The 24,130-nt window shown below is 67.8% G+C and carries 24 protein-coding genes and 1 riboswitch; of the genes, 16 read left to right on the plus strand and 8 right to left on the minus strand.

The window, feature by feature from the left end; translation table 11 throughout:
- Nucleotides 1-44: 44 nt before the first annotated feature.
- Nucleotides 45-893, minus strand: a complete 849-nt coding sequence (locus K254_RS0111235) for a sugar phosphate isomerase/epimerase family protein (protein ID WP_026555447.1) — start codon at nucleotides 891-893, stop codon at nucleotides 45-47.
- Between the two features lie 196 nt (nucleotides 894-1,089).
- Here K254_RS0111235 and K254_RS0111240 point away from each other — a divergent pair, with 196 nt between their 5' ends.
- From K254_RS0111240 to K254_RS0111250, 3 genes are all read left to right on the plus strand, one after another.
- Nucleotides 1,090-2,127: a LacI family DNA-binding transcriptional regulator gene (locus K254_RS0111240; protein WP_026555448.1), complete on the plus strand. Its 1,038-nt coding sequence runs from the start codon at nucleotides 1,090-1,092 to the stop codon at nucleotides 2,125-2,127.
- Between the two features lie 259 nt (nucleotides 2,128-2,386).
- Nucleotides 2,387-6,199 (plus strand): multifunctional oxoglutarate decarboxylase/oxoglutarate dehydrogenase thiamine pyrophosphate-binding subunit/dihydrolipoyllysine-residue succinyltransferase subunit, encoded by a 3,813-nt coding sequence (locus tag K254_RS0111245; RefSeq protein ID WP_026555449.1) that lies wholly within the window; start codon nucleotides 2,387-2,389, stop codon nucleotides 6,197-6,199.
- A 135-nt stretch (nucleotides 6,200-6,334) separates the two neighbouring features.
- Nucleotides 6,335-6,934 carry a GDSL-type esterase/lipase family protein gene (locus K254_RS0111250; RefSeq protein WP_026555450.1) on the plus strand — a complete coding sequence of 200 codons (600 nt, stop codon included), beginning with the start codon at nucleotides 6,335-6,337 and terminating at the stop codon, nucleotides 6,932-6,934.
- A gap of 56 nt (nucleotides 6,935-6,990) precedes the next feature.
- On the opposite strand, the gene K254_RS0111255 is transcribed toward K254_RS0111250, so the two are convergent.
- Nucleotides 6,991-7,956: a hypothetical protein gene (locus K254_RS0111255; RefSeq protein ID WP_026555451.1), complete on the minus strand. Its 966-nt coding sequence runs from the start codon at nucleotides 7,954-7,956 to the stop codon at nucleotides 6,991-6,993.
- A 207-nt stretch (nucleotides 7,957-8,163) separates the two neighbouring features.
- On the opposite strand from K254_RS0111255, the gene K254_RS22895 reads away from it, so the two are divergent.
- Together K254_RS22895 and K254_RS0111265 are read left to right on the plus strand one after the other, a co-directional pair.
- Nucleotides 8,164-8,997 carry a DUF4097 family beta strand repeat-containing protein gene (locus K254_RS22895; RefSeq protein WP_051389068.1) on the plus strand — a complete coding sequence of 278 codons (834 nt, stop codon included), beginning with the start codon at nucleotides 8,164-8,166 and terminating at the stop codon, nucleotides 8,995-8,997.
- Complete coding sequence (locus K254_RS0111265; RefSeq protein WP_026555452.1) at nucleotides 8,997-9,596, plus strand: PadR family transcriptional regulator; 600 nt, start codon at nucleotides 8,997-8,999, stop codon at nucleotides 9,594-9,596. Before K254_RS22895 ends, K254_RS0111265 begins: the two co-directional genes overlap by 1 nt.
- Before the next feature lie 24 nt (nucleotides 9,597-9,620).
- On the opposite strand, the gene K254_RS0111270 is transcribed toward K254_RS0111265, so the two are convergent.
- Nucleotides 9,621-10,586, minus strand: a complete 966-nt coding sequence (locus K254_RS0111270) for a zinc-binding dehydrogenase (protein ID WP_026555453.1) — start codon at nucleotides 10,584-10,586, stop codon at nucleotides 9,621-9,623.
- A 129-nt stretch (nucleotides 10,587-10,715) separates the two neighbouring features.
- Between K254_RS0111270 and K254_RS26465 the strand changes: the two genes are divergently transcribed.
- Nucleotides 10,716-10,790 carry a 50S ribosomal protein bL37 gene (locus tag K254_RS26465; protein WP_104061284.1) on the plus strand — a complete coding sequence of 25 codons (75 nt, stop codon included), beginning with the start codon at nucleotides 10,716-10,718 and terminating at the stop codon, nucleotides 10,788-10,790.
- An 83-nt stretch (nucleotides 10,791-10,873) separates the two neighbouring features.
- Here K254_RS26465 and rsrA read toward each other — a convergent pair whose 3' ends face one another.
- Together rsrA and K254_RS22900 are read right to left on the minus strand one after the other, a co-directional pair.
- On the minus strand, nucleotides 10,874-11,134 hold the full coding sequence (rsrA, locus tag K254_RS0111275) for a mycothiol system anti-sigma-R factor (RefSeq protein ID WP_026555454.1): 261 nt from the start codon (nucleotides 11,132-11,134) through the stop codon (nucleotides 10,874-10,876).
- Nucleotides 11,131-11,895, minus strand: a complete 765-nt coding sequence (locus K254_RS22900; RefSeq protein WP_155848509.1) for a sigma-70 family RNA polymerase sigma factor — start codon at nucleotides 11,893-11,895, stop codon at nucleotides 11,131-11,133. Before K254_RS22900 ends, rsrA begins: the two co-directional genes overlap by 4 nt.
- 165 nt (nucleotides 11,896-12,060) lie before the next feature.
- Between K254_RS22900 and K254_RS0111285 the strand changes: the two genes are divergently transcribed.
- From K254_RS0111285 to K254_RS0111320, 8 genes are all read left to right on the plus strand, one after another.
- Entirely contained in the window at nucleotides 12,061-12,576 is a 516-nt protein-coding gene (locus K254_RS0111285; RefSeq protein ID WP_026555455.1) for a DoxX family protein, read from the plus strand.
- Between the two features lie 5 nt (nucleotides 12,577-12,581).
- Entirely contained in the window at nucleotides 12,582-13,934 is a 1,353-nt protein-coding gene (gene aroA, locus K254_RS0111290) for a 3-phosphoshikimate 1-carboxyvinyltransferase (protein WP_026555456.1), read from the plus strand.
- Nucleotide 13,935: 1 nt separating this feature from the next.
- The gene (gene rsgA / locus K254_RS0111295) at nucleotides 13,936-15,054 is read left to right on the plus strand and encodes a ribosome small subunit-dependent GTPase A (RefSeq protein WP_026555457.1); all 1,119 of its coding nucleotides are present in this window, start codon (nucleotides 13,936-13,938) and stop codon (nucleotides 15,052-15,054) included.
- A 48-nt stretch (nucleotides 15,055-15,102) separates the two neighbouring features.
- A complete protein-coding gene (hisN, locus tag K254_RS0111300) occupies nucleotides 15,103-15,915 on the plus strand; it encodes a histidinol-phosphatase (RefSeq protein ID WP_026555458.1) in 813 nt (270 codons plus the stop codon).
- Nucleotides 15,916-16,006: 91 nt separating this feature from the next.
- Nucleotides 16,007-16,120, plus strand: a riboswitch (SAM riboswitch).
- Nucleotides 16,121-16,156: 36 nt separating this feature from the next.
- On the plus strand, nucleotides 16,157-17,596 hold the full coding sequence (locus K254_RS0111305) for an aminotransferase class V-fold PLP-dependent enzyme (protein WP_026555459.1): 1,440 nt from the start codon (nucleotides 16,157-16,159) through the stop codon (nucleotides 17,594-17,596).
- Between the two features lie 49 nt (nucleotides 17,597-17,645).
- Nucleotides 17,646-18,431 carry a class I SAM-dependent methyltransferase gene (locus K254_RS0111310; RefSeq protein ID WP_035749227.1) on the plus strand — a complete coding sequence of 262 codons (786 nt, stop codon included), beginning with the start codon at nucleotides 17,646-17,648 and terminating at the stop codon, nucleotides 18,429-18,431.
- Between the two features lie 103 nt (nucleotides 18,432-18,534).
- Nucleotides 18,535-19,791, plus strand: a complete 1,257-nt coding sequence (locus tag K254_RS0111315) for an Nramp family divalent metal transporter (RefSeq protein ID WP_051389069.1) — start codon at nucleotides 18,535-18,537, stop codon at nucleotides 19,789-19,791.
- 45 nt (nucleotides 19,792-19,836) lie between these two features.
- Nucleotides 19,837-20,535 (plus strand): metal-dependent transcriptional regulator, encoded by a 699-nt coding sequence (locus K254_RS0111320; protein WP_026555462.1) that lies wholly within the window; start codon nucleotides 19,837-19,839, stop codon nucleotides 20,533-20,535.
- A gap of 11 nt (nucleotides 20,536-20,546) precedes the next feature.
- Here the strand turns inward: K254_RS0111320 and K254_RS24825 are convergent, their stop codons facing one another.
- From K254_RS24825 to K254_RS0111335, 3 genes are all read right to left on the minus strand, one after another.
- Nucleotides 20,547-20,993, minus strand: a complete 447-nt coding sequence (locus tag K254_RS24825; RefSeq protein ID WP_155848510.1) for a YrdB family protein — start codon at nucleotides 20,991-20,993, stop codon at nucleotides 20,547-20,549.
- Nucleotides 20,990-22,663, minus strand: coding sequence for an AMP-binding protein (locus K254_RS22915; RefSeq protein ID WP_051389071.1), 1,674 nt, complete (start codon nucleotides 22,661-22,663; stop codon nucleotides 20,990-20,992). The genes K254_RS24825 and K254_RS22915 overlap by 4 nt, the downstream gene beginning before the upstream one ends.
- 126 nt (nucleotides 22,664-22,789) lie before the next feature.
- Entirely contained in the window at nucleotides 22,790-23,089 is a 300-nt protein-coding gene (locus K254_RS0111335) for a DUF4193 domain-containing protein (protein ID WP_026555463.1), read from the minus strand.
- Between the two features lie 356 nt (nucleotides 23,090-23,445).
- Between K254_RS0111335 and K254_RS26320 the strand changes: the two genes are divergently transcribed.
- Nucleotides 23,446-23,580, plus strand: coding sequence for a hypothetical protein (locus tag K254_RS26320; protein WP_269209019.1), 135 nt, complete (start codon nucleotides 23,446-23,448; stop codon nucleotides 23,578-23,580).
- A gap of 89 nt (nucleotides 23,581-23,669) precedes the next feature.
- On the plus strand, nucleotides 23,670-24,041 hold the full coding sequence (locus K254_RS0111345; RefSeq protein ID WP_026555464.1) for a hypothetical protein: 372 nt from the start codon (nucleotides 23,670-23,672) through the stop codon (nucleotides 24,039-24,041).
- Nucleotides 24,042-24,130 lie beyond the last annotated feature (89 nt).

Below are 24,130 nucleotides of genomic sequence, written 5' to 3' on the forward strand. Positions count from 1 at the left end.
GACTGTCCACGCTGGCAGCCGGGGAACCGGCCGGACCGCGCTGGCTAGCGCAGCGAAACGCCGATGCGGCCGGTGAGCTCGGCAAAGGCGCGCGCGGCCTCACCGAAGGCCTGGGGTCCGGAGAACCCGCCAAGCTCGTGCTGGGCGGCCAGGTGCGGCTCCAGCGAGGCGAAGCCGGTGTAGCCATCGTTGCGCAGGGCCGTCAGCGTCTCTTCCAGCTCGCCGTCGCCGCGGCCGGCAGGCACCACTTCGCCGCTGCCGGCAATGGCGTCCTTCACCTGGAGGTATTCCAGGTAGGGGCGCAGCTGTGCGTAGGCATCGGTGAACGGCTTCACGCCCACCTGCACGAAGTTGGCGTTGTCCCACGCGGCGCGCAGGGCCGGGGAGTTGACGGTTTCCATCAGGTCCAGGACACGCTCGGGGGTGTCGCCGTAGATGTCCTTTTCGTTTTCGTGCAGAAGCACGACGCCGGCACGCTCGGCCTCGGCCGCAAGCAGCGTCATGCGCTCCATCACCGCGTCACGGATCTCCTCGGGCGTCTGCCCGGCTGAGCGGAAGAAGGAGAAGATGCGGATGTACGTGGTGTCCAGCGCCTTGGCGACTTCAATGATGCGGCGGAGCCGGGCCACCTCGTCCGCCGCGGGCAGGGAAATGTCCACCTTGCCGATGGGGCTGGCCACCGCCGAAACCTTCAGGCCGGCGCCATCGAGGATGTCCTTCAGCTTGGCGGTCTGGACCTCGTCCAGATCCACCACATTGGTGCCCCAGGCGCTGCGGACCTCAATGTGGCTCGCGCCGAGGGCCAGCAGAACGGCCGCCTGGACCGCGGGATCGGGGTCAATCTCATCGCCGAATCCGGACAGGGTCCAGGTGGCTGCTGCGGTCTGCGTCATTGCGCTCCTCCAAATGTCGACAATCGTGACTCGCTTCACAATTGCATTGACCTCGATCCTAGCCATTCAGCAACTCGTTGACAACCGATTGCCAAATCATGGCAAAGGCTCTATGGTTGCCTTCTACACACTGTGTCCCCGCTCACATAATGCGGCCGGGGTCTCCTCTCATCCAGCGAAGAATGAGGCATCAGCCATGAGCCTTCCCCTCGGCGCCTCAACGGACCGCCCCGCCACCATCCACGATGTGGCAGCCCTCAGCGGCGTCGCCGCCTCCACGGTCTCCCGCGCCCTTTCCACCCCCGAGCGGGTGAACATCCGCACCCGCGTGAAGATTGAAGCGGCAGCGGCGCAATTGCACTACATCCCCAATTCGCAGGCGAAGGCGCTCAGCTCCGGCCGGACGGGTGCTGTCGCCGTGCTGGTTGCGGACATCACCAACCCGTTCTATTTCGACATCATCCGCGGCACCCAGCTGCAGCTCAAGGCCGCCGGCTACACGCAGCTGCTGGTCGATACGGAGGAATCCGAGGACGTCGAGGCGGGAGCCCTGGAGCAGCTGCGGCGCACCGCCGACGGCGTCATCCTCACCGCCTCGCGCCTGAGCGATGAGGATCTGCTGGCGGCCTCGGCCAAACTCCCCATCGTGACCATCAACCGCGAGGTGGATGGCATCCCCTCCGTCATCCTTGACACCCCCACCGCCACCAACCAGGCACTGGACCACCTCATTTCCCTGGGGCACACCAAGATCGCCTACATCGCCGGGCCCGACGCCTCCATGTCCAGCCACCGCCGCTGGCAGGCCCTGGAACCGGCAGCACTGGAACGCAATGTGGAGGTCAGGAAGCTGGGCCCCTTTGCCCCGCGGACCCATTCCGGCGCCGCGGCGGCCGATGCCGCTGTGCACAGCGGCGCCACGGCAGCCATCGTCTTCAACGACCTGATCGCCATCGGCATGCTCCAGCGGCTGCGCGAACGCGGTGTGGCCGTCCCGGCGGACATGAGCATCGTGGGCTGCGACGACATCTTTGGCGCCGACTTCTGCAGCCCGCCCCTGACCACCGTGACGGCGCCCGTGGAGCAGGCCGGGCGCACCGCCGTGACCATGCTGCTGGGGCAGATCAGCCCGCAGTTCTCGGCCACCGCCCGCCGCCAGGCGGTGCTCCCGACCTTCCTCACCATCCGCGCCTCCACCGGTCCGGCGCCGCTGCCGCCCGCACAGCGGGTCTGAGCCCGGCGGAAGGGGCCGAAATCCGGGCCCAGCCGGCACTTTGTGGGCTGTGATCCCAGATTCTGCGTGACATATCCCTCAGATTGGCAACCAGCTTCAAATGGTTACTAGACTGGAATGAGGGCTGGGTCTAAAACCCGGACCAGAATCGGCTGAAGCTGACGGACCACACTGCCTCAGGTATCCACCACGGAATATCTTTGCGTCCCGAAGCGCCGGCCAGCGGGCAACTAGAACTCATGGAAGAGGCGTATTTCACGTGCCAGAGCAATCCATCCACCGTCTACCCGAGGAATTTGGCGGAAACGAGTGGCTCGTCGACGAGCTGTACGAGCGGTACCAGGCGGACAAGAATTCGGTGGACACAAAGTGGTGGCCCCTCTTCGAGTCTTTCGACGCTGACGGCAACGCTGCCGTCAACGGCCGCCACACCGCCGCCGACCCCAATCCCGCGACGCGCCAAATCCCCATTGTTCCGGCACCTGCCGCTGCCGCCCCCGCGGCTGCTCCGGCAGCACCTGCTGCGGCACCCGCCGCCGCGGCTCCGGCTCCGGCCGCTGCACCTGCAGCACCGGCCCCGGCCGCACCTGCCCCCGTCCGTCCGCCGGCCCCGGCCAAGGACGCTGCACGCACCGGCGCCACGCCCATCCCGGCACAGCTGCCCAAGTCCGCCAAGGACACCTCCACCCCCGAGGCCGATGTCACCACCGTGCTGCGCGGCCCGGCCAAGGCCATCGCCGTCAACATGGTCACCAGTCTCGAGGTCCCCACGGCCACGAGCGTGCGCGCCATCCCGGCGAAGCTGCTCATCGACAACCGTGTGGTCATCAACTCCAATCTGGCCCGTGCCCGCGGCGGCAAGGTCTCCTTCACGCACCTGATCGGCTTCGCCGTCATCAAGGCGCTGGGCCAGTTCCCCTCCATGAACGTCTTCTACGACGAGATCGACGGCAAGCCCGTAGCCGTCCAGCCGGCGCACGTGAACTTCGGCATTGCCATCGACATGCCCAAGCCGGACGGCACCCGTCTGCTCATGGTGCCGAACATCAAGAAGGCCGAGACGCTGAACTTCTCGGAGTTCTGGCACACCTACGAAGACCTGATCAAGCGCGCCCGCGCCGGCAAGCTGACGGCGGACGACCACTCGGGCACCACCGTGTCGCTGACCAACCCCGGCGGCATCGGCACCGTGCACTCGGTGCCGCGTCTGTCCAAGGGCCAGGCGGCCATCATCGGCGTCGGCGCACTGGACTACCCGGCCGAGTTCCAGGGCTCGTCCGAGAAGATCATTGCCCAGAATGCCATCTCCAAGATCCTCACCCTGACCTCCACCTATGACCACCGGGTCATCCAGGGTGCCGGTTCCGGCGAGTTCCTCAAGGTTGTCCACCAGCTCCTGCTGGGCGCCCAGGGCTTCTACGACGAGATCTTCGAATCCCTGCGCATCCCCTACGAGCCCGTGCGGTGGAGCCCGGACCTGCAGGTGGACCCGGCGGATGAGATCAACAAGGTTGCCCGCATCCAGCAGCTGATCCACTCCTACCGCGTCCGCGGCCACCTGATGGCCGACACCGACCCGCTGGAATACGTCCAGCGCAAGCACCCCGACCTGGACGTGCTGACCTACGGTCTGACCCTGTGGGATCTGGACCGCGAGTGGCCCACGGGCGGCTTCGGCGGCAAGCCGATGCTGAAGTTCCGCGACATCCTCGGCGTCCTGCGCGATGCCTACTGCCGCACCACCGGCATCGAGTACATGCACATCCAGGACCCCGAGCAGCGCCAGTGGTTCCAGGATGAGCTGGAGCACCCGTACTCCAAGCCCAGCCGCGAAGAGCAGCTGCGCGTCGTCTCCAAGCTCAACGCTGCCGAGGCCTTCGAGACCTTCCTGCAGACCAAGTTTGTCGGCCAGAAGCGCTTCTCCCTGGAGGGTGGCGAATCCCTGATTCCGCTGCTGGACTCCATCATTTCCGACGCCGCCGACGACGGTCTGGACGAGGTTGCGATCGGCATGGCCCACCGCGGCCGCCTGAACGTGCTCACCAACATCGCCGGCAAGACCTACGCACAGGTCTTCCGCGAATTCGAGGGCACGCAGGATCCCCGCAGCGTCCAAGGCTCCGGCGACGTGAAGTACCACCTGGGCACCGAGGGCACCTTCACCTCGGACAACGGCAACGAGACCAAGGTCTACCTCGCCGCCAACCCGTCCCACCTTGAGGCCGTCGACGCCGTGCTTGAAGGCATCGTCCGCGCCAAGCAGGACCGCCTGAACCAGGGCGAGAAGTTCCCTGTGCTGCCCATCATGATCCACGGTGACGCAGCGTTTGCCGGCCAGGGTGTTGTTGCCGAGACGCTCAACCTCTCGCAGCTGCGCGGCTACCGCACCGGTGGAACCATCCACATCGTCGTCAACAACCAGGTTGGCTTCACCACGGCGCCGTCGTCCTCGCGTTCCTCCGTGTACTCCACGGACGTCGCGAAGATGATCCAGGCACCGGTGTTTCACGTGAACGGTGACGACCCCGAGGCAGTGGTCCGCGTGGCCCAGCTGGCCTACCAGTTCCAGCAGCGCTTCCGCAAGGACGTTGTCATCGACATGGTCTGCTACCGCCGCCGTGGCCACAACGAGGGTGACGATCCCTCGATGACCCAGCCGCTGATGTACAACCTGATCGAGGCCAAGCGTTCCGTGCGCCGCCTCTACACCGAGGCCCTCATCGGCCGCGGTGACATCACCGAGGACGAGGCCACGCAGCTGCTGCGCGACTACCAGGAGCGCCTGGAGCGCGTGTTCGCGGAGACCCACGCGGCACAGACCTCGCCGATCCCGATCATCACCTCCGATGCCCAGGCGGTGTCCGATCTGGAGCGCCCGATCGCACAGCAGGCCGATGCCGGCACCAATACGCCCAAGACGACGGCCATCACGCCTGCCACCTTGGCGAAGATCGGTGCGGCCCACCTGGCCGTTCCCGAGGGCTTCACGATCCACCAGAAGCTCAAGCCGCTGCTGGAAAAGCGCGAGGCCATGTCCCGCGAGGGCGGCATCGACTGGGGCTTCGGCGAGATTGCTGCCTTTGGTTCGCTGCTGATGGAAGGTGTGCCGGTGCGTCTGGCCGGACAGGATTCCCGCCGCGGAACCTTCGTCCAGCGCCACGCCACGTTCCACGACCGCCTCAACGGCAACGAGTGGACGCCACTGACCGAGCTCAGCGGCGACCAGGCCAAGCTGTGGATCTACGATTCCCTGCTGAGCGAATACGCAGCCATGGGCTTCGAATACGGCTACTCCGTGGAGCGTCCGGATGCCCTGGTGCTTTGGGAGGCCCAGTTCGGCGACTTCGTCAACGGCGCCCAGACGGTCATGGATGAGTTCATCTCCTCCGCCGAGCAGAAGTGGGGCCAGCGTTCCTCGCTCGTGCTCATGCTGCCGCACGGCTACGAGGGCCAGGGCCCGGACCACTCCTCTGCACGCATCGAGCGCTTCATGCAGATGTGCGCCGAGGAGAACATGGTGGTCGCCAACCCGACCACGCCGGCGTCGCACTTCCACCTGCTGCGCCGCCAGGCCTACTCCAAGCCGCGCAAGCCGCTGATCATCTTCACGCCTAAGCAGCTGCTGCGCCTGAAGGCCGCCGCCTCCGACGTTGCGGACTTCACCACCGGCAGCTTCCGCCCGGTCATCGGTGAGCACGCCGCCCAGGATGCCAACGCCGTCACCCGCGTGGTGCTGGTCTCCGGCCGGTTGTACTACGACCTGCTGGCCGCCCGCGACAAGGCCGGCGACACCGCCACCGCCATTGTCCGCGTGGAGCAGCTCTACCCGCTGCCGCTTGAGGAGATCAAGGCCGAACTGGCCAAGTACCCGAACGCGGATGTTGTCTGGGCCCAGGACGAGCCCGCCAACCAGGGTCCGTGGCCGTACATGGGCCTGAACCTGGCTCCGGAGCTGGACAGGAAGCTGAACCGGGTCTCCCGCCCGGCGTCGGCCTCCACCGCCACGGGCTCGGCCAAGCGCCACGCCGTCGAGCAGACCCTGCTGATCAAGCAGACGTTCGAGCGCAACTAGCACCCCCATCAAGGATGCCCAGTCTGGAAACAGGCTGGGCATCTTTGTCTTCGGGCTACGTTTTGCAGCGTTGTGCCCCGCCGCTGTGAAAGACTCAGGGGGCAATACTTTGGCTACGACGTTGAAAGGGTGATTGTGGAGCAGCGCAAAGTCCGCATTGCTGCGGTGGGGGACGAGCTGGTGGCCGGTGTGGGGGATCCCCGCGCACTAGGCTGGCTGGGGCGCGCCCTGGCCCGGACGCCGCAGGAGAACATCTCCGTGGAGGCGTACACACTGGCCAACCCGCAGGAAGGCACCGAGGCGCTGGCCGCACGGTGGCTGCAGGAGGCTGGGCGCCGCTTTGACGATTTCCATGAGAACCGCCTCGTCATCGGACTGTCCGGACGGGACATCGCCTTCGGCCTGTCCACGGCCCGCAGCCGGTTGAATCTGGCCAACATCCTCGACGGCGCCACGCAGCTGAACATTCCGGTGTTTGTTGTCGGCCCGCCGCCCAGCCTTGATCCAGCGTTGAACCGGAAGCTGGCCGAGCTGAACACGGCCTTCGCCGACGTCACCACCCGGCGCAAGCACCACTATGTTGACACCTTCTCGCCGCTGCAGAACCACGAGCAGTGGCGCACGGACCTGGCCACCAACTCCGGCTCCCCTGGACAGGCCGGCTACGGCCTCATGGCCTGGCTTGTCCTGCACCGCGGCTGGTACCAGTGGCTCAACATCCCCGAGGCCGTCTAACCACTCCTCCTCCCCTCCGCCGAACAAGCACGTGGGGATAGTGTTTCGCGCAAACACTATCCCCACGTGCTTGTTCGCGTTGGGCCAGGGGACCAGCCGCGGCTGAGCAGTGCCGTACGGACCTTGCGAACGACGGCGGTGCGCCCGCCGGTGAGGTCCTCCCACCCAACCCGGACCTCCAGCCAGCCGGCCGCCTCCGTGCTGTCGGCCCTCCGCATGTCGCTGCGGTGCTGGTCGCTGCCGCCGTGGTGCTCCCCGTCGTACTGCAGGCTGATGCGCCATTGCGGATAGGCCGCGTCCGGCCACACCACTGGCTTTCCCAGAGGCGAACGCAGGATGACGTTCAGTTCCGGCTCCGGCAGGCCGGCATCCACCAGTGCGAGCCGCAGAAAGGTCTCCGGAGCGGAATCCGCGCCCACCCGGACCCGTTCCACTGCCTCCCGGGCCATCCGCACGCCACGCATTCCGGCGTGCGCCGCGACCATCCGGCGCAGATCGTCAATGCTGCACAGCGCCTCGCGCGGCTGGGGGAAGTCCGGCCCATGGGCGCACACCACGCTGTCGCCGGCCGCCACCAGTTCCTCCAGCCGCCCGAAGCCGGCCAGCCGGGCCAGGTCCAGCCAGGTGCGCGCGGGCGAGGTGGTGCGGACGCCGTCGACCTCCACCACTTCCCCGGGCAGCAGCGTCAGCTGGTGGCCCACCACATTGGCCCGCCGCGGCTTCGCCCGCCCGCGGGGCCGGGCTATGTGAACACGCCAGTCGCCGGCGTGGACCGCCGGCAGCGGCATCCCCCACACGTGGGCCGCGGCAATGTGCGTCAGCACACTGGACTCGTCAATCTCCGTGTAGGCCCGCAGCGCGGCCGGTCCAGCGGCGTCGGCGTCGCGCGGAATCCGAATCCCCCGCGACACGGTGATCAAATCGCTGGCCTTCGTCCGGCTCCGGGCCACACCGGCGTCGTCGGCGGAGGAGAGGGCGAAGGATCTGCCGGCCAATTCCGGCGGAAGGTCTTTGCGTCGCATAGTCGATTTTCACGCTGCCACGGACCCTCCAACGGGTTATCCACAACCCCACCTTCACTCCACCCCGCGAACAAGCACTTGGGGACAGTGTTGGGCCGTGGAACTGTCCCCAAGTGTTTGTTCGCGGAGGGGATTGCGGTGGACACAAACGCGATATATCGTGTAATCGTCAACGCGATATATCGCAACTTTGGAGGAATCACAGCCATGGACAACTGGACCATCACCGAACCGCAGACCCTGCAGATCGATGGCGTGAGGGAATTGCGCACCGTCATTGTGCGCGGCCGGGTGGACGTCATCACCCATGACGGGCCCGGCACCACCGTGGAGGTCAGCGAGGTCTCCGCCGCGCCGCTGAACGTCAGCCTGGTCGACGGCACCCTCAAAATTGAACATCTCGACTCGGGCAATTGGCTGATGAAGATCGTCAACATCAACTCCAGCGCCCGCGCCGTGGTGAGCATTGCCATTCCGGTGGGCATCCCCGTCACCACCGCAACCGTCAGCGGCGACGGCATGGTCAGCGGCACCGGCCCCCGCACGGACCTGAAGACCGTCTCGGGCTCACTGCTGGCCGATGCCACCACCGGGATCCTGACCACCGAGACCGTCAGCGGAGAGATCATCGTCCGGCAGCACACCGGCCCGCTGGTGGCCAAGAGCATCTCCGGGGAGATCACCGCCTCGGGCGAACTGAGCAGCATCCGGGCCAACACCGTTTCGGGCAACCTCAGCTTCGATGTCCTCGGCGCCCCGGAGGACTTCGCGTCCAAGTCCGTCTCCGGCGACATCACCATCCGACTGCCGTACGGCGTCGGCGTCGATCTGGGGGCCAAGTCCACCTCGGGCTCGATCCTGCTGGACGACGACCGCTACGCCGGCGTGGCCCAGAACATCCGCACCTCCTCGGGGCCCGGCAGCCCGCGGGTCACCGTGCGCACCAGCTCCGTCTCGGGCAATGTGGCGATCGTGCACAGTGCCGAGGACGACGGCGGCGTGGGCGCGGGCGGACCGCTGGACCTCGAAAAGGACCACTGATGCCTCCCGTCTTTGCCCACGGCGCCCTGCGCCTGTACCTGCTGGCACTGCTGGAGGAGGGCCCGAAACACGGCTACGAGGTCATCAAGGCCCTCGGTGAGCGCTTTGGCGGCACCTATTCCCCCAGCGCCGGCACCGTCTACCCGCGGCTGGCGAAGCTGGAGGAGGAGGGGTTGGTTGCCACGTCCTCGGATGGGCGGCGGACCATCTACAACATCACCGCGGCCGGCCTGGCGGAGATTGAGGACCGCCGCGAGGAGCTGGCGGGCGTGGAGGCGGACATCTCCGCCTCCGTGCGCCGGCTGGCCGATGAGCTGCGGGCCGATCTGCGCGAGGGCATGCGCGGCCTCCGCGCGGACCTGGCCGCCAGCGCCGAGGCCGCCAAGACGGGCGCGCGACGGCGGACCTCGCCAGCCACGCCGGGCACCGGACCGCGCCTGCTCAAGGAGGCCGAAATGATGCTCCAGGCCTTCCGCGACGATATGCGGGTGGAGCTGCGCCGGCACAGTGCCTCCCGGCCCATCGACGAGGTCACCCTGGAAACCGTGCGCACGGTGCTGGACCAGGCCCGGATCGCCGTCAGGAACACCCTCAAGTAGCAGCGTTCCGCCCGCGCGGGAAATCTAGTGGGTGAAGACGATCTTCCCCGTGGCCTCCCCGGCAAGCAGCCTTGCGAAGCCCTCGCGGGCCCGTTCTAGCGGCAGCACGCTGTCGATCCGCGGCCGGACCCCCGTGGCGGCGAGGAACTGCAGCAGCCCGGCGAGCTGGTCGCGGCTGCCCATGGTGGATCCGAGCACCCTCAACTGGGTGAAGAACACCCGGTTCAGTTCGGCGGGAGGATTGAACCCCGTGGTGGCCCCGCAGGTCACCACGGCTCCGCCGGGCTTCAGGCTCCGCAGCGAATGGGCCCAAGTGGCATCGCCGACGGAATCGAACACCACGTCCACCTTCTCCGGCAGCCTGGCCCCGGACTCAAAGGCCGCGTGGGCGCCCAGGGCGACGGCGGCGCCGCGCTTGGCCTCGGTCCGGCCTATCACCCACACCCGGTACCCGGCCCGCGCCGCCATGGCGACGAGCGCCGTCGACACCCCGCCGCCGGCGCCCTGGATGAGGATCGTGGCGCCCGGCGCGGCGCCGGAGACGTAGAAGAGCATCTTGTAGGCCGTCAGCCAGGCCGTGGGCAGGCAGGCGGCCTCCTCCCAGCTGAGCTCTGCGGGTTTGGGCACCAGGTTCGCGGCAGGCACCCAGACATGGTCCGCCATGGTGCCGGGGTGGAGTTCGGAGAGCAGCGTGCGCCGCGGATCCAGGGTTTCGTCACCCCGCCACCCGGGGCTGGCCACCACCGCATGGACCACCACCTCGTTCCCTGCCTCGTCCACGCCGGCACCGTCGCAGCCAAGGATCATCGGCAGCCGCTCGGCGGGCAGGCCCACGCCCTTGAGGGAGAAGAGGTCGTGGTGGTTCAGTGACGAGGCCCGCAGCGTGACCTTCACCCAGCCGGCCGGCCCCGGCCCGTCGTCGAGCTCCCCTACGGTCAGGGCGGACAGGGGATCGGTGGCAGAAGTGGACGTAGCATAGACGGCACGCACGGGCGGCTCCTTCGTCGGCAGTGGTATTGCGATCCTAGCGAAGGGACGCGCCGGTTAGGCGAGCCGGTCCGGCGTGTGGGAGACTAGGGGGCGGATCTTTTCAGATCGAACTAAAGATTGGAGGCAGCTATGTCCAAGCGAGCACGCAAGCGTCGTGACCGGAAGCGTGGCGGCGCTAACCACGGTAAGCGCCCCAACGCTTAAGTCTTGAACTTAAAGCCAAAGAAACCCCCTCACCGGCCCGGTGCAGGGGGTTTCTTGTCTGCAGTGGCAGGGCCGGGGTCGGGCTAGACCTCGGCCGGACGTCCATTGTGCAAGCGGTCCAGGATGGCCGCCTTCAGGTTCGCCGGTGCGGCCTCTGCACAGGAGCGCTTGACCACGGAACGGATCACGCACTCCAGGTCGTATTCGGTGCTGCAGTCGGTGCAGGTGTCCAGGTGGCCCTTGATCTCGGCCAGATCGTCGCGCGACAGGGCCCCGTCAAGGTATTCGTAGATGCGCGTCACCCGCGCGTCGTCGCAATCTCCCAGGCTCTGGCAGTCGCTCATGGTGCTTTCTCCGTTTCGATGCTTCCCTCGGCGGTCGGTTTGAGGATGCCGCGTTCGATGGCGTAGTCCGCCAAAAGATCGCGCAGCATCTTGCGTCCGCGGTGCAGCCGCGACATCACCGTGCCGATGGGGGTGTTCATAATGTCCGATATTTCCTTGTACGCAAAGCCTTCGACGTCGGCGAAGTAGACAGCCAGCCGGAACTCCTCCGGAATGGACTGCAGCGCACTCTTCACATCCGAGTCAGGCAGATGGTCCAACGCCTCCGCCTCGGCGGACCGCAGCCCGGAGGAGGTGTGCGACTCGGCCCTGGCCAGCTGCCAATCCTCCACCTGGTCCGCATTGGACTGCTGGGGTTCACGCTGGCGCTTGCGGTACAGGTTGATGTAGGTGTTCGTCAGGATCCGGTACAGCCAGGCCTTGAGGTTGGTCCCCGGCTTGTACTGGTGGAACGCCGAAAACGCCTTGGTGTAGGCCTCCTGCACCAGGTCCTCGGCGTCGCTGGGGTTGCGTGCCATCCGCATTGCCGCCGAGTAGAGCTGGTCGACGTAGACCATGGCGTCGCGTTCAAAGCGGACACGCCGGTCCTCGAGCGATTCCGTGGCAACATCCACCTCGGCATCGGCCTGCGGCGCGGGCTCCTCTGTCTGGGCATTCTCGCTGGTGTTCATTAGCGCCCAGTCTACTGTCAGTCCGCGGCCCCGCCCGGTACCGGCCAATGCACGAGCCGGAGCAGTACGCTCCGCCACCAGAGTTCCCATTGCTGCCTTTCGCCGTTGTCGTCTAGCTTTTGTCAACGGCGGCCGCACCCCTGTTATTCCGCAAAGCGGCGGCCAAAGTGCGAGACTTAGAGGAGACCGGGACCGCCGTGGACGCACCACGGGTGGTTCCGTCGCATCTGCCGTGTGCACTTCAAGGAGGCCCCGTTGTCCATAGTCCGCGTATTGGCTCGTCCCATGCTCGCCTCAACGTTCATTATTTCCGGTCTGGACCGGTTCCTCCATGCCGAGGCCACGGCCACCCAGCTGTCCCCGGGCCTGGGCAAGGCCGCTGCGGCCCTGCCGCTGGACGTTGATGAGAAGACACTGGCCAAGGTTCTCGGCGGCGCCCAGGTGGGCGCGGGCATCCTGCTGGCAACGGGCAAGCTGACGCGCCTCGCCGGCACGATCCTGACCGTCGCCTCGGCGCTGAATGCCGTGGTGGAGTTTGGCAATGCGGACACCGAAACGAAGGACGGCAAGGCCCACCGCCGCAGTGCGCTGTTGAAGAACATCGCCCTCACCGGAGGCGCCATGCTGGCCGCCGTGGACACCTCCGGCCGCCCCGGCCTGGCCTGGCGCGCCGAGCACCTGGCCGCCGCCGGCAAGAAGGCCACCGCGCGCCAGCTCAAGGCCACCGACAAGAAGGTCCGCGAGCTGGCCCACAACGTGGCGGGTGCATAGAGAACATGACGACGCTTTCCCCCGCGATGATGCCCTGGCCCGCCCCCGTGGCAGCGGCCCCGATCGACGCAACTCTGACGGTGCCCGCGTCCAAGTCGCTCACCAACCGCTACCTCGTCCTGGCCGCGATGGCCGACGGTCCCTGCCGGCTGCGTGCGCCCCTGCACTCGCGCGACTCCGCACTGATGATCGATGCATTGCGTGCCCTGGGTGCCGGCATCGAAGAGGTCGACGGCGAGGGCGACTTCGGCCCGGACCTGCTGGTGACGCCGATGCCCGCCGGCGTCCAGCTTCCCGCCGGCACGGCGGTCGACTGCGGCCTGGCCGGCACCGTCATGCGCTTTGTGCCCCCGGTGGCCGCCCTGGCCGCAGGAGATGTGTCCTTCGACGGCGACCCCCATGCCCGCAAGCGCCCGATGGGCCCGGTCATCGAGGCCCTGCTGGGCCTGGGTGTCCGGATCGACGACGCCGGCGCCCGCGCCCTGCCGTTCACCCTCCACGGCACGGGCGAGGTCCGCGGCGGCCACCTGGTGATCGATGCCAGTGGCTCCTCCCAGTTCGTCTCCGCCCTGCTGCTGGCCGGCGCCCGTTTCACCGAGGGGCTCCACTTGGAGCACGTCGGCAAGCCCGTACCCTCGCTGGACCACATCAGCATGACGGTGGAAATCCTGCGCAGCCTGGGCGTGGCCGTCGATGATTCGGTGCCCAACCACTGGATCGTCTCCCCCGGACCGATCGCCGCCTTCGACGTGGCCATCGAGCAGGACCTCTCCAACGCCGGCCCGTTCCTGGCCGCCGCCCTGGCCACAGGCGGCACCGTCCGCATCCCGCACTGGCCCGCGGGCACCACCCAGGTGGGCGACAAATGGCGCGACATCCTGGTGCGGTTCGGCGCCACCGTCGAGCTGGCGGACGGCATGCTGACCGTCACCGGCCCCGCCACCATCAACGGCGTCGAGCTGGCCGACACCAGCGAGCTGGCTCCCTCCGTCGCTGCCCTGTGCGCGCTGGCCACCGGCCCGTCCCGGCTGAGCGGCATCGCCCATCTGCGCGGACATGAAACCGACCGGCTTGCCGCGCTGGTGGCGGAGATCAACCGGCTCGGCGGCAGCGCCGAGGAGACGGCCGACGGCCTGATCATCAACCCCGCGCCACTGCACGGCGGGTTGTTCCACAGCTACGAGGACCACCGCATGGCCACGGCCGGGGCCATCATCGGCCTGGCCGTCCCCGGCGTCGAGGTGGAGGACATCAGCACCACGTCCAAGACCATGCCCCAGTTCCCGCAGCTCTGGGCGGACATGCTGGCCGGCACGGCTTCCTCCGCTGGTCTTTCCAGCGATGCTGGAGCACTCTAGCGTGGCCCGTGATTTCAGCAACTGGGACGAATCCGACGTCCGGGTCCGGGCCAACAAGAAGGGCAGCCGGCCCCGCACCAAGGACCGCCCCAGCCACGATGACGCCGTCATCGGGCGGATCATCACCGTGGACCGCGGCCGCTACACGGCAGTTGTGGATGAGGATCTGCCCACCGAGCGCATCCTGATTGCCGCCCGTGCCCGCGAACTGCGCCGCAACCCCGTGGTGGCCGGCGACTTCGTGGGCCTGGTGGGCGATGTCTCGGGAGCCCCCGACACCCTGGCCCGGCTGGTCCGGGTGGAGGAGCGCCGCACCCTGCTGCGCCGCAGCGCCGATGACACCGATCCTGTGGAGCGCGTGGTGGTGGCGAACGCGGACCAGCTGGTCATCGTGGTGGCGGCCGCCAACCCGGAGCCCCGCACCGGCTTCATCGACCGCGCCCTGGTGGCAGCCTACGATTCGGGCATCGCCCCGCTGTTGCTGATCACCAAGGCGGACGTCAAGGACCCCGCCGAGCTGCTCGCAAACTACGAATACCTGGACATGACGGTGGTGGTGAGCCGCACGGCGTCGGACACCGCCTCCGGCATCGATGCCCGCAGCGACGACGGCGATTCGGCCCTGCTGGCCGGCGGCGCCGTCGAAGCGCTCAAGGACCACCTGGACGGGAAGGTCTCCGTGATGGTGGGCCACTCCGGCGTGGGGAAGTCCACGATGGTCAACGCCCTGACCGGATCCCAGCGCGCCACCGGCGGCGTCAACGCCGTCACCGGCCGCGGCCGGCACACCTCTTCCTCGGCGCTGGCCCTGCGGCTCAGCGATGCCCAGCCGGGCAGCTGGATCATCGACACCCCCGGCATCCGCTCCTTCGGGCTCGCCCACGTGGATCCGGACCGGATCCTGGCCGCCTTCCCGGACCTGGAGCCGGGCACCGATGCCTGCGAACGCGGCTGCAAGCACAACGACGACGCCGTCAAGTGCGGACTGGACCCGTGGGTGGCCGAGGGCCACGCCGGCGAGCCCGGTCCGGCGCGTCTGGCCTCGCTGCGCCGCCTGCTGGGCAGCTCCACCCGCACCGAGGGCCGGGCCGAAGCCAAGGAACTCGGCACCATCCTCTAGCGTGCCCGCATCCCCGACCACTGCTCCAACTAGCGATAGCGTGATCCCATGACCCATGAACCCCAAGGCTACAACGACGATCTCCGCCTGGCCCATGTATTGGCGGACGCCGTTGATTCTTTGACCATGGCACGCTTCAAGGCCCTGGACCTGGCTGTCGAGACCAAGCCGGATCTGACCCCCGTCACGGATGCCGACAAGGCTGCCGAGGAATCCATCCGCAGCCAGCTCTCCCGGGTCCGCCCGCGCGACGCCGTGCTGGGCGAGGAATTCGGCAGTTCCGGACACGGCTCCCGGCGCTGGATCATCGACCCCATCGACGGCACCAAGAACTTTGTCCGCGGAGTGCCCGTCTGGGCCACGCTCATCGCGCTGGTGGACGAGGGCCAGCCCGTGGTGGGTCTGGTCAGCGCCCCGGCCCTGGGCAAGCGCTGGTGGGCCGCCAAGGGCACCGGCGCCTACACCGGCAAGTCGTTGGCCGCTGCCAGCCGGCTGCACGTCTCCAACGTGGCCAGGCTCTCCGATGCCTCGCTCTCGTACTCCTCGCTGACGGGATGGAAGGAACGCGGCAACCGCGACGAGTTCATCGCCCTGACGGACGATGTCTGGCGCACCCGCGCCTACGGCGATTTCTGGTCCTACTGCCTGGTGGCGGAGGGTGCAGTGGACATCGCCTGCGAACCCGAACTGAACCTCTACGACATGGCTGCCCTGGTCCCGATCGTGGTGGAGGCCGGCGGGCGCTTCAGCTCGCTGGAAGGCGAGGACGGCCCCTTCGGCGGCAACGCACTGGCCACCAACGGCATCCTGCACGCCGAGGTCCTGAACCGCCTCAACCCGGGGCTCGACGACCTGCTCTAGGCTCCGCCGTCGTCTGCAGAGCGACACAGTGTGACGAAAACCGATGTAACAAATGCGCTGGACGGGGGCGCCGGGCTAGCATTTTGGCATAGGTCACGAGTGCCAGCGCTAAACCCCGGTTTGCTGGCCGGCAACCCTCCTTCCGCGGCGGGGTGCCCCGGGTGACGACCTGGCCAGGCCGGAGCGGTCATGGCAAGCGCGGGCCACGGCTGTGCCGGGGTCCCTCCTGTGAGGTCCTTCCATGAGTTCTGCAACCCTTGAAAAAGCCACGTCCACCGTCTCCCCCGGGTCGCCGGATGCCACCGAGGCTCCGCTGCTGCCCGTCACGGGCGCGGACTTGGCGGCACCGCTGATCACCGGCGGCACCATCCGCTACGCCAACCTGGACTACGCCGCCTCGGCCCCCGCCGTCCAGGAGGTGGCCGACCACCTGGCCGAGGTGCTCCCCTACTACGCCAGCGTGCACCGCGGCGCCGGCTTCGCCTCCCAGGTCAGCACCTCCGTCTATGAGAACGCCCGGGGCACCGTCCGCCGCTTCGTGGGCGGCCGGGCCGACGACGCCGTCATCTTCACCCGCAACACCACCGATTCGCTGAATCTGCTGGCCGGCTGCGTGGAATCCCTGCTGGCCACAGCCGACGGTTCCCGGCCCACCGGCGAGGTCCTGTACCTGGACATCGAGCACCACGCCAACCTGCTGCCGTGGCAGCGCCTGCCGCACCGCAGTGTGGTCGCGGCCAGCTCCCTCGCTGCAACGCTGGCTCGGATCGAGACCCAGCTGCGCGCCGGGTCCGTGGTGCTGCTGGCCGTCACGGGTGCCTCCAACGTCACCGGTGAGGTGCTGCCGGTGGCCGAGCTTGCCGCCCTGGCGCACCGCTACGGCGCCCGCATCGTGGTGGATGCGGCCCAGCTGGCACCGCACCGCCGCATCGACATCGCCGCAGACGACATCGACTACGTGGTCTTCTCCGGCCACAAGCTCTACGCCCCCTTCGGCGCGGGTGTGATCGTGGGCAGGGCGGACTGGCTCGACGCCGGAACGCCCCACCTGGCCGGCGGCGGCGCCGTCAAGGAAGCCCGTCTGGACTCCGTGACCTGGGCCGAGGGCCCTGCCCGCCATGAGGGCGGCTCCCCCAATGTGCTGGGCGCAGCGACCCTGGCCAAGGCCACCGAGGTGCTGGCCGGCCTGGATGAATCCGCGTGGCACGACCACGAGCAGGGCCTGCGGAACCACCTCGTACAGGGTCTCTCCGGCATCGAATCTGTGACAGTGCACCAGCTCTTCAGCGATTCCGGCGACTACGCCGGCAGCGGCACCATCGGCGTCGTCAACTTCTCCGTGCAGGGCTACGACGCCGGCCTGGTGGCGGCCTACTTGTCGGCCGAGCATGGCGTGGGCGTGCGGGACGGCAAGTTCTGCGCCCACCCGCTGCTGCGCCGCCTCGGCCTGCCCTCCGGCTCCCTGCGGGCCAGCTTCGGCGTGGGATCGCGCCGCGAGGACGCCCAGCGGCTCATCGATGGCATCGCGGCCCTGGTGGAATCGGGCCTGGGCTGGGACTATGTGGTGGATTCGGGCCGGTGGGTTCCGGCCAATGACACCCGGCAGTACCCGGCCTGGGCACCGAACACCCCCGGCACCGCGGGAGCCGCCCCCTGCACCATCGACCCCGAAGACGACTAGCCCGGGGTAGAGTTGACGGGCACTATTGCCGTCGATTTCAGGAGTGTTCATGGCAGCCATTGGCGGACCGGCCTTTGATGACGGGCGGCGGCGGGAGATGGCTGCGGCCTTCCAGGACGGCGGGGAGCACTACGACAAGGTGCGGCCCGGCTATCCCGCCGACTCCGTCGACTGGCTCTTTGGCCAGGCACCGGCAGGGTCGCGCTCTCCCGTGCTCGACGTCGTCGACATCGGTGCGGGCACCGGCAAGTTCACGGAGCGGCTGATGCTGCCAGGGCGCCGGGTGGTTGCCCTGGACCCCTCGGCCGACATGCTGGCCCAATTGGAGCTCCGATTCCCTGAGGTCCACACCATCGTCGGCACCGCCGAGGCCACCGGCCTGCCCAGCGGCAGCCAGGACGCCGCGACCGTGGCCCAGGCCTGGCACTGGTGCGACCCGGTGGCAGCCAGCACGGAGATTGCCCGGATCCTGCGCCCCGGCGGCATGCTGGGGCTCATCTGGAACCAGTTGGACGTCGCCGTGCCGTGGGTGCACCGGCTCAGCCGGATCATGCACGCCGGCGATGTCCACAAGCCCGGCTTCCGGCCGGCCATCGGGGCCGAGTTCACCGCCGTCGAATCCCATGGGACCCACTGGTCGCAGGAGCTCACCGGCGAGGACATCAAGGAGCTCGTGAAGTCGCGCAGCTACTGGCTCAAGGCCAACGAGGCCACGCGGGCCAAGGTCACGGCGAATCTTGACTGGTACCTCTACGAACACCTCGGCCACACCCCGGAACAGCAGCTGGCACTGCCCTATCTCACCCACACCTGGCGCGCCGTCAAGGCCGCCTGACCGCCCGGCTGCGCCCCGTAACACTCGACAGGACCAGCCGCACCTCCTATGATTTCGGTATGCCTAAATCTTTGTCTTAGGCAGATCGAAGGAGATTGCCCCCGTGTTGGACGCCAAAATTCCCACCCGTGCCGCCCGGCGCCCCCAGGTGCCGGCTGCACTCTTCATGCTGGGTCCTGCCTTCGTGGCGGCAATTGCGTACGTGGATCCGGGGAATGTGGCGGCCAATCTGACCTCGGGCGCACGCTACGGCTACCTGCTGGTCTGGGTTCTGGTGGCAGCCAATGTGATGGCCATGCTGATCCAGTACCAGTCCGCGAAGCTGGGCGTGGTGACAGGCAAGTCCCTGCCGGAACTGCTCGGTGAACGGTTCAGCACCACCGGGCGCCGCGCCTTCTGGCTCCAGGCCGAGCTGGTGGCCATGGCCACCGATCTGGCAGAGGTGGTGGGCGGCGCCATCGCACTGAATCTGCTGTTCAACGTCCCGCTCCCCCTCGGCGGCCTGATCGTGGGCGTGGCGTCCATGGCCATGCTGACGGTGCAGAACCGCCGCGGCCAGCGCACCTTTGAATCGATGATCATCTTCCTGCTCATCATCATCACCATCGGATTCCTTGCCGGGCTGCTGCTCAGCCCGCCGTCGCCGTCCGGAGTGGTCTCGGGACTGCTCCCGCGCTTCGACGGATCGGACAGTGTGATGCTGGCGGCCAGCATGCTCGGGGCCACCGTCATGCCGCACGCCATCTACCTGCACTCCGCGCTGGCCCGCGACCGCCACACCACGGCGCGGGAATCCGCGGCGAAGCTCTTGGCCACCATCAAGGCCACCCGCGTGGACGTGGTGGTGGCCCTGCTGCTGGCCGGCGTCGTCAACATCGGCATGCTCCTGCTGGCCGCCTCCACCCTGGGCGGCGTCGAGGGGACGGACAGCATCGAGGGCGCCCATGCGGCCATCGTCGCCACCTTGGGGCCAGTCATCGGCGTCGTGTTCGCCGTCGGGCTGCTGGCCTCCGGGCTGGCCTCCACCTCGGTGGGCTGCTACGCCGGCGCCACCATCATGGGCGGACTGCTGAAGGTCAAGCTGCCGCTGCTGACCCGCCGCGTGGTCAGTCTGGTCCCGGCGCTGGCCATGCTCAGCTTTGGCGTGGACCCCACCTGGGCCCTGGTCATCAGCCAGGTGGTGCTCAGCTTCGGCATCCCCTTCGCCCTCATCCCCCTGCTGCGGCTGACCTCCAACAAGGCCCTGATGGGCGTCCACCGCGACGGGCTCCCACTGCGCATCGGAGCCCTGGCCAGCGTCACCCTCGTGGTGGCCCTGAACGCGGTGCTGCTCTTCCTGACCCTCACCGGATCATCCTGACGCCGGGCAGAGGTCCAGTGCGGGCGTCGAGGTAGGCTGGAGTATGTGAAACAGACCCCCACCTCATCCAGCGTTGAGGACTATGTGAAGGTCATCTATTCCTTCACCGAGTGGCAGGACAAGCCCATCACGTCCTCGCAATTGGCCGCCCGCCTCGGCGTTGCCAATTCCTCCGTCTCGGAGATGGTCCGCAAGCTCAAGGACCAGGGCCTGGTGAACCACAAGCCCTACAGCGCCATCCGGCTCACCCCCGAGGGGCTCACACTGGCGCTGTCCATGGTGCGCCGGCACCGCCTGCTGGAAACCTATCTGGTCCAGGAACTGGGCTACAGCTGGGACGAGGTCCACGACGAGGCCGAACTTCTCGAGCACGCCGTCTCGGAGACGTTCATCGAGCGGATGAGCGCCAAGCTGGGCAATCCCCAGCGCGATCCGCACGGCGATCCCATTCCCGACGCCGACGGCCACGTGGACATGCCCGAGGCCTTCCGCATGGGCGAGCTCGACACCGGACACCAGGGCCGGATCATCCGCATCAGCGACCACGACCCGGACCTGCTGCGGTATCTGGACGAGCAGCATGTGGGATTGGACGCCGCCGTCGAGGTGGTGGGCCGCAAACCCTTCGGCGGAGCGCTCATCGTCCAGGTGGGCGGCACCACGCTGGACCTCAGCGATGAGGTGGCCGATGCCCTGTGGGTGGCCACCACCTCCGAGCACGACGGCTGCACGCTGGCCCACTGAGGGCCCTGCGGTCAGCGGCCGGAAGGCTCGACGGCGTCCTTGGCTTCCGCTGCAGGCTCAAGCGGCGCGGCGGCGGGCCGGGTGCGGTGCAGGACCATGACTGTGGCCGTGTAGACCAGCGACACTGCGGCCATGGCCGCGGCAAGAATGGGCAGGCCCGCGGCCAGCAGCGCAGCCGCTCCCAGTAGAAAGGCCGCGAGCGTGGCCGCTGGGAGCAGGGGCCAGGGCAGCCGGCGTGCAGCCTTGGGTGCCATGAAGTACCCCCACAGGACAATCACGGCCGCGGGCAGGCCCAGCCCCGCCACGAAGTTCCACGGCGCAGCCAGTTGGAATCCCCAGGCACAGAACGCCGCCAGCATGGCCACCTCCAGGACAAACCCCGCCGCCATCGCGGCGGCAGCCACCACTGCCGGTCCAGACACCGCCACTGCGGGAACATCCGCACGTCGTCGACTCACTTGCCTGCTTCCTTCTCGTTCTTCTCACTGGCTCCCATGGCGGCCCGCTGGCGGCGCAGCACAAAGCGCTGCACCTTGCCGCTGGGGGTCTTGGGAAGTCTCTCAACAAAATGGATGCGGCGGGGGTAGGCATGCGCCGCAAACTTCTCCTTCACCAGCTGTTGCAGCCCGGCGGCCATCGCGTCGCTGCCCGCAACGCCCTCCCGCAGCACCACAAAGGCCTCCAACACCTCGCCGCGCAGCTCATCGGGGGCGCCGATCACGGCGGCCTCGTCCACGTCGGGGTGGGCCGCCAGCACGCTTTCGACGTCAAAGGGGCCGATCCGGTACCCGGCCATGATGATGACATCGTCATCGCGGGAGGAAAAGTAGATGAACCCGCCGCCGTCGCGCCGGCCGGCGTCGCCCGTCACGTACCAGCGGCCATCGGCGGTGAACCGGGTGGCCGTCTTCTCCGGCGCCCCCACATAGCCGGTGAACCACAGAAACGGGCTGGCGGCAACATCGATGGCCACCCGGCCCGGCTCGCCGTCGGCCGCGCGGACATCCTCCAGCGGGTCCAGAACCTCCACATGCCACCCCGGCAGGCTGGTGCCCATCGAGCCGGCCCGCAGCGGCTGCTGAAGCCCCTCGGCCCAGGCGTTGCCGGCCACCATGCCGTGCTCGGTCTGCCCATAGTGGTCGTGGACCTCGACGCCGAGCGCCCCGCGGCTCCAGTCGATGACATCCGGTGTCAAGGGTTCACCGGCAGAGGAGGCCCGGCGCAGCTGGTGGCCCACGGGCGCACCGGCCCGCAGGACGCGGTAGGCGGTGGGGGCGGCGGCGAAGTTCGTGACGCCAAAACGCTCCATCACGGCCCAGGCCAGCTCGGACGAGAATCCGGCATCCAGCAGGATGCTGCGCGTCCCGGTGGCCAACGGGGCGAGAAGGGCAAAGTAGAGTCCGTAGGCCCAGCCCGGATCCGCGGCGTTCCAGTAGACGTCGCTGGGCCGGACATCAAGGCCAAATTCGAGGTACCCCACGAAGGAGGCCACTGCGCGCAGCGGGATCGGCACGGCCTTGGGCTCGCCGGTGGTGCCGGAGGTGAACAACTGGGCCAGCACGCCGTCGCCGCCCACGGCCGTGGCAGTGGGGTCATGCGCTTCGGTTCCGGCCACAACGGGAGTCTGCCCTGCCAGCAGTTCGTCAAAGGCGAGGTCGTAGCCGAAGGCCTCGCCCCGGGCCACCACCACCAACGGTGAGGCATCCATGGGCACATCGCCGCTGGGAACAAGCTTTCGGCGCTGGTCGGCGTCGGCAATGACCAGCTTGGCACCGCTGGAGGCAAGCCGGAAGGCTATGGCATCACCGGCGAAGGCGGTGAAAAGGGGAACATCGATGGCGCCGCGGCGCCAGATGCCCAGCAGCGCCACCACCAAATCCGCCGATTTTGACATCAGGGTGGCCACGCGGTCGCCCGGGCCTACGCCCAGGCCCGCCAATGCAACGGCGAACCGCGCCGATTTTTCGCGCAGTTCGCCGTAGGTAATGTCTGTGTGGCCCAGATCAGGCTGGACCACCGTAAAGGCAATGGACGAGGCGGGGTGCCTGTCACACAGCAGAAAGGCAGCAGAAGCGTCGGACGCGCCGAAGGTGTCCAGAAGGTCCTGGATGCGTTCCGGCTCTGCCATGGCCCTGCTCCCTCGCGCCGCGTTGCCCACCAGATTCCGCTCCAAGGATTGCACATCCCTGGGCGGAAATCGGGCCGGGCAGCGCCCGTTGGATGCGGTGCCCGTCCGATGCGGTGGTGGAAGGGTTTAGCCTTCGCAGTCCTTGCAGAACAGCATGCCGTCCTTTTCGCGGGCAACCTGGCTGCGGTGGCGGACCAGGAAGCACGACGAGCAGGTGAACTCGTCGTCCTGGGCCGGGATGACCTGGACAATGAGCTCTTCACCGGAGAGGTCTGCGCCGGGAAGGTCGATGCCCTCTGCGGTGTCCGAGTCCTCTACGTCGATGTGTGCCGTCTGGGCACCGCCGCGCTGCACCTGCAGAGCTTGCAGCGACTCTGTGCCGTGGTCTTCGTCCTTGTTGCGGGGTGCATCGTAATCCGTTGCCATGCGGTTTCTCAAACTCCTGAGGTTCTTGTGGTTTCGGCGGGGTATTTCAGCGCCTCATACTAGCCCCTCAACGTTGGAAATGCTCCTCTAAATTCCCATTGTTTTCCGCAGGCGTATTTTGGCCCCTGGCCGCGGCTGGGGAATCCCCCGCCATTCCGTGTCTTTTGGCCCCGCAGGCTCCCCGGACAACGGAAGCCTGTGCTGCATATCACGCCCCGGGCGGTCGTCTGCACGGTCGCTGCGGGGGCCGCCAGATCCGGGCGCCCATTGCGGCCCGGGGCTGGTTACAAGCGCACAAAACCGGCGTACCGTTCACTTCATGGGGCCGCAGTGCCCCAGGAATCAAGGAGAAGGCCATGCCTGACAAGTCACCGCACCGGCACCTGACCAAGAAGCCAGTGAAGACCATCAAGGAAAAGCGCGCGGACAAGCGCACCAAGAACACCATGGAAGCCGGCTCCGACCCGGTCGCCCATATCAAAAAGCACTAGCAACGCGACGCCGCCCGCTCCCCCTGTGGGTGAGGTCTCGCCCGCCCCCGGCCACAGGCCGGGTGTGGGCGACTATCCTTGATAGCACTATGGTTAGCCGACGAGAAGCCGCACAGATTCTGGACATCCCCCTGGAGATGGCCACCCGCCACGGTCTTCCGTCACGGCTGAGCAGCGCCGATCTGGCCAGGATCCAGGAGAATCCTCCGGCCTGGCTGGTGCAATCGCGGGCCAACCGCACCGGAAAACGCCCGGTGTGGGCGGAGCTGCGCTGCTACGTCTGCGACTTCCACGAGACCACCCGCCCGAAGAAGTGGTGGCCGGACTTCACCTACGTCATGTGCGACTTCCACGAAGACGGCGAACTCCCCCGCCCCGCTGGCGGCATGCGCCGCAGCGAATGGGAAGGTGTGGGCAGCCGGTTCCGCGGCTTCGTCGACGCCCCGGCCGAGGACGACTAGCCGAAGCCTTCGGCATCCCCGCAGCAACGACCACGGCGTCGTATGCTGTTTTCCCATGGGGGAATTTTGCAGTGTGCAGGCCTGTCCAT

This window comes from Arthrobacter sp. 35W, assembly GCF_000482545.1.
Lineage (GTDB): Bacteria > Actinomycetota > Actinomycetes > Actinomycetales > Micrococcaceae > Specibacter.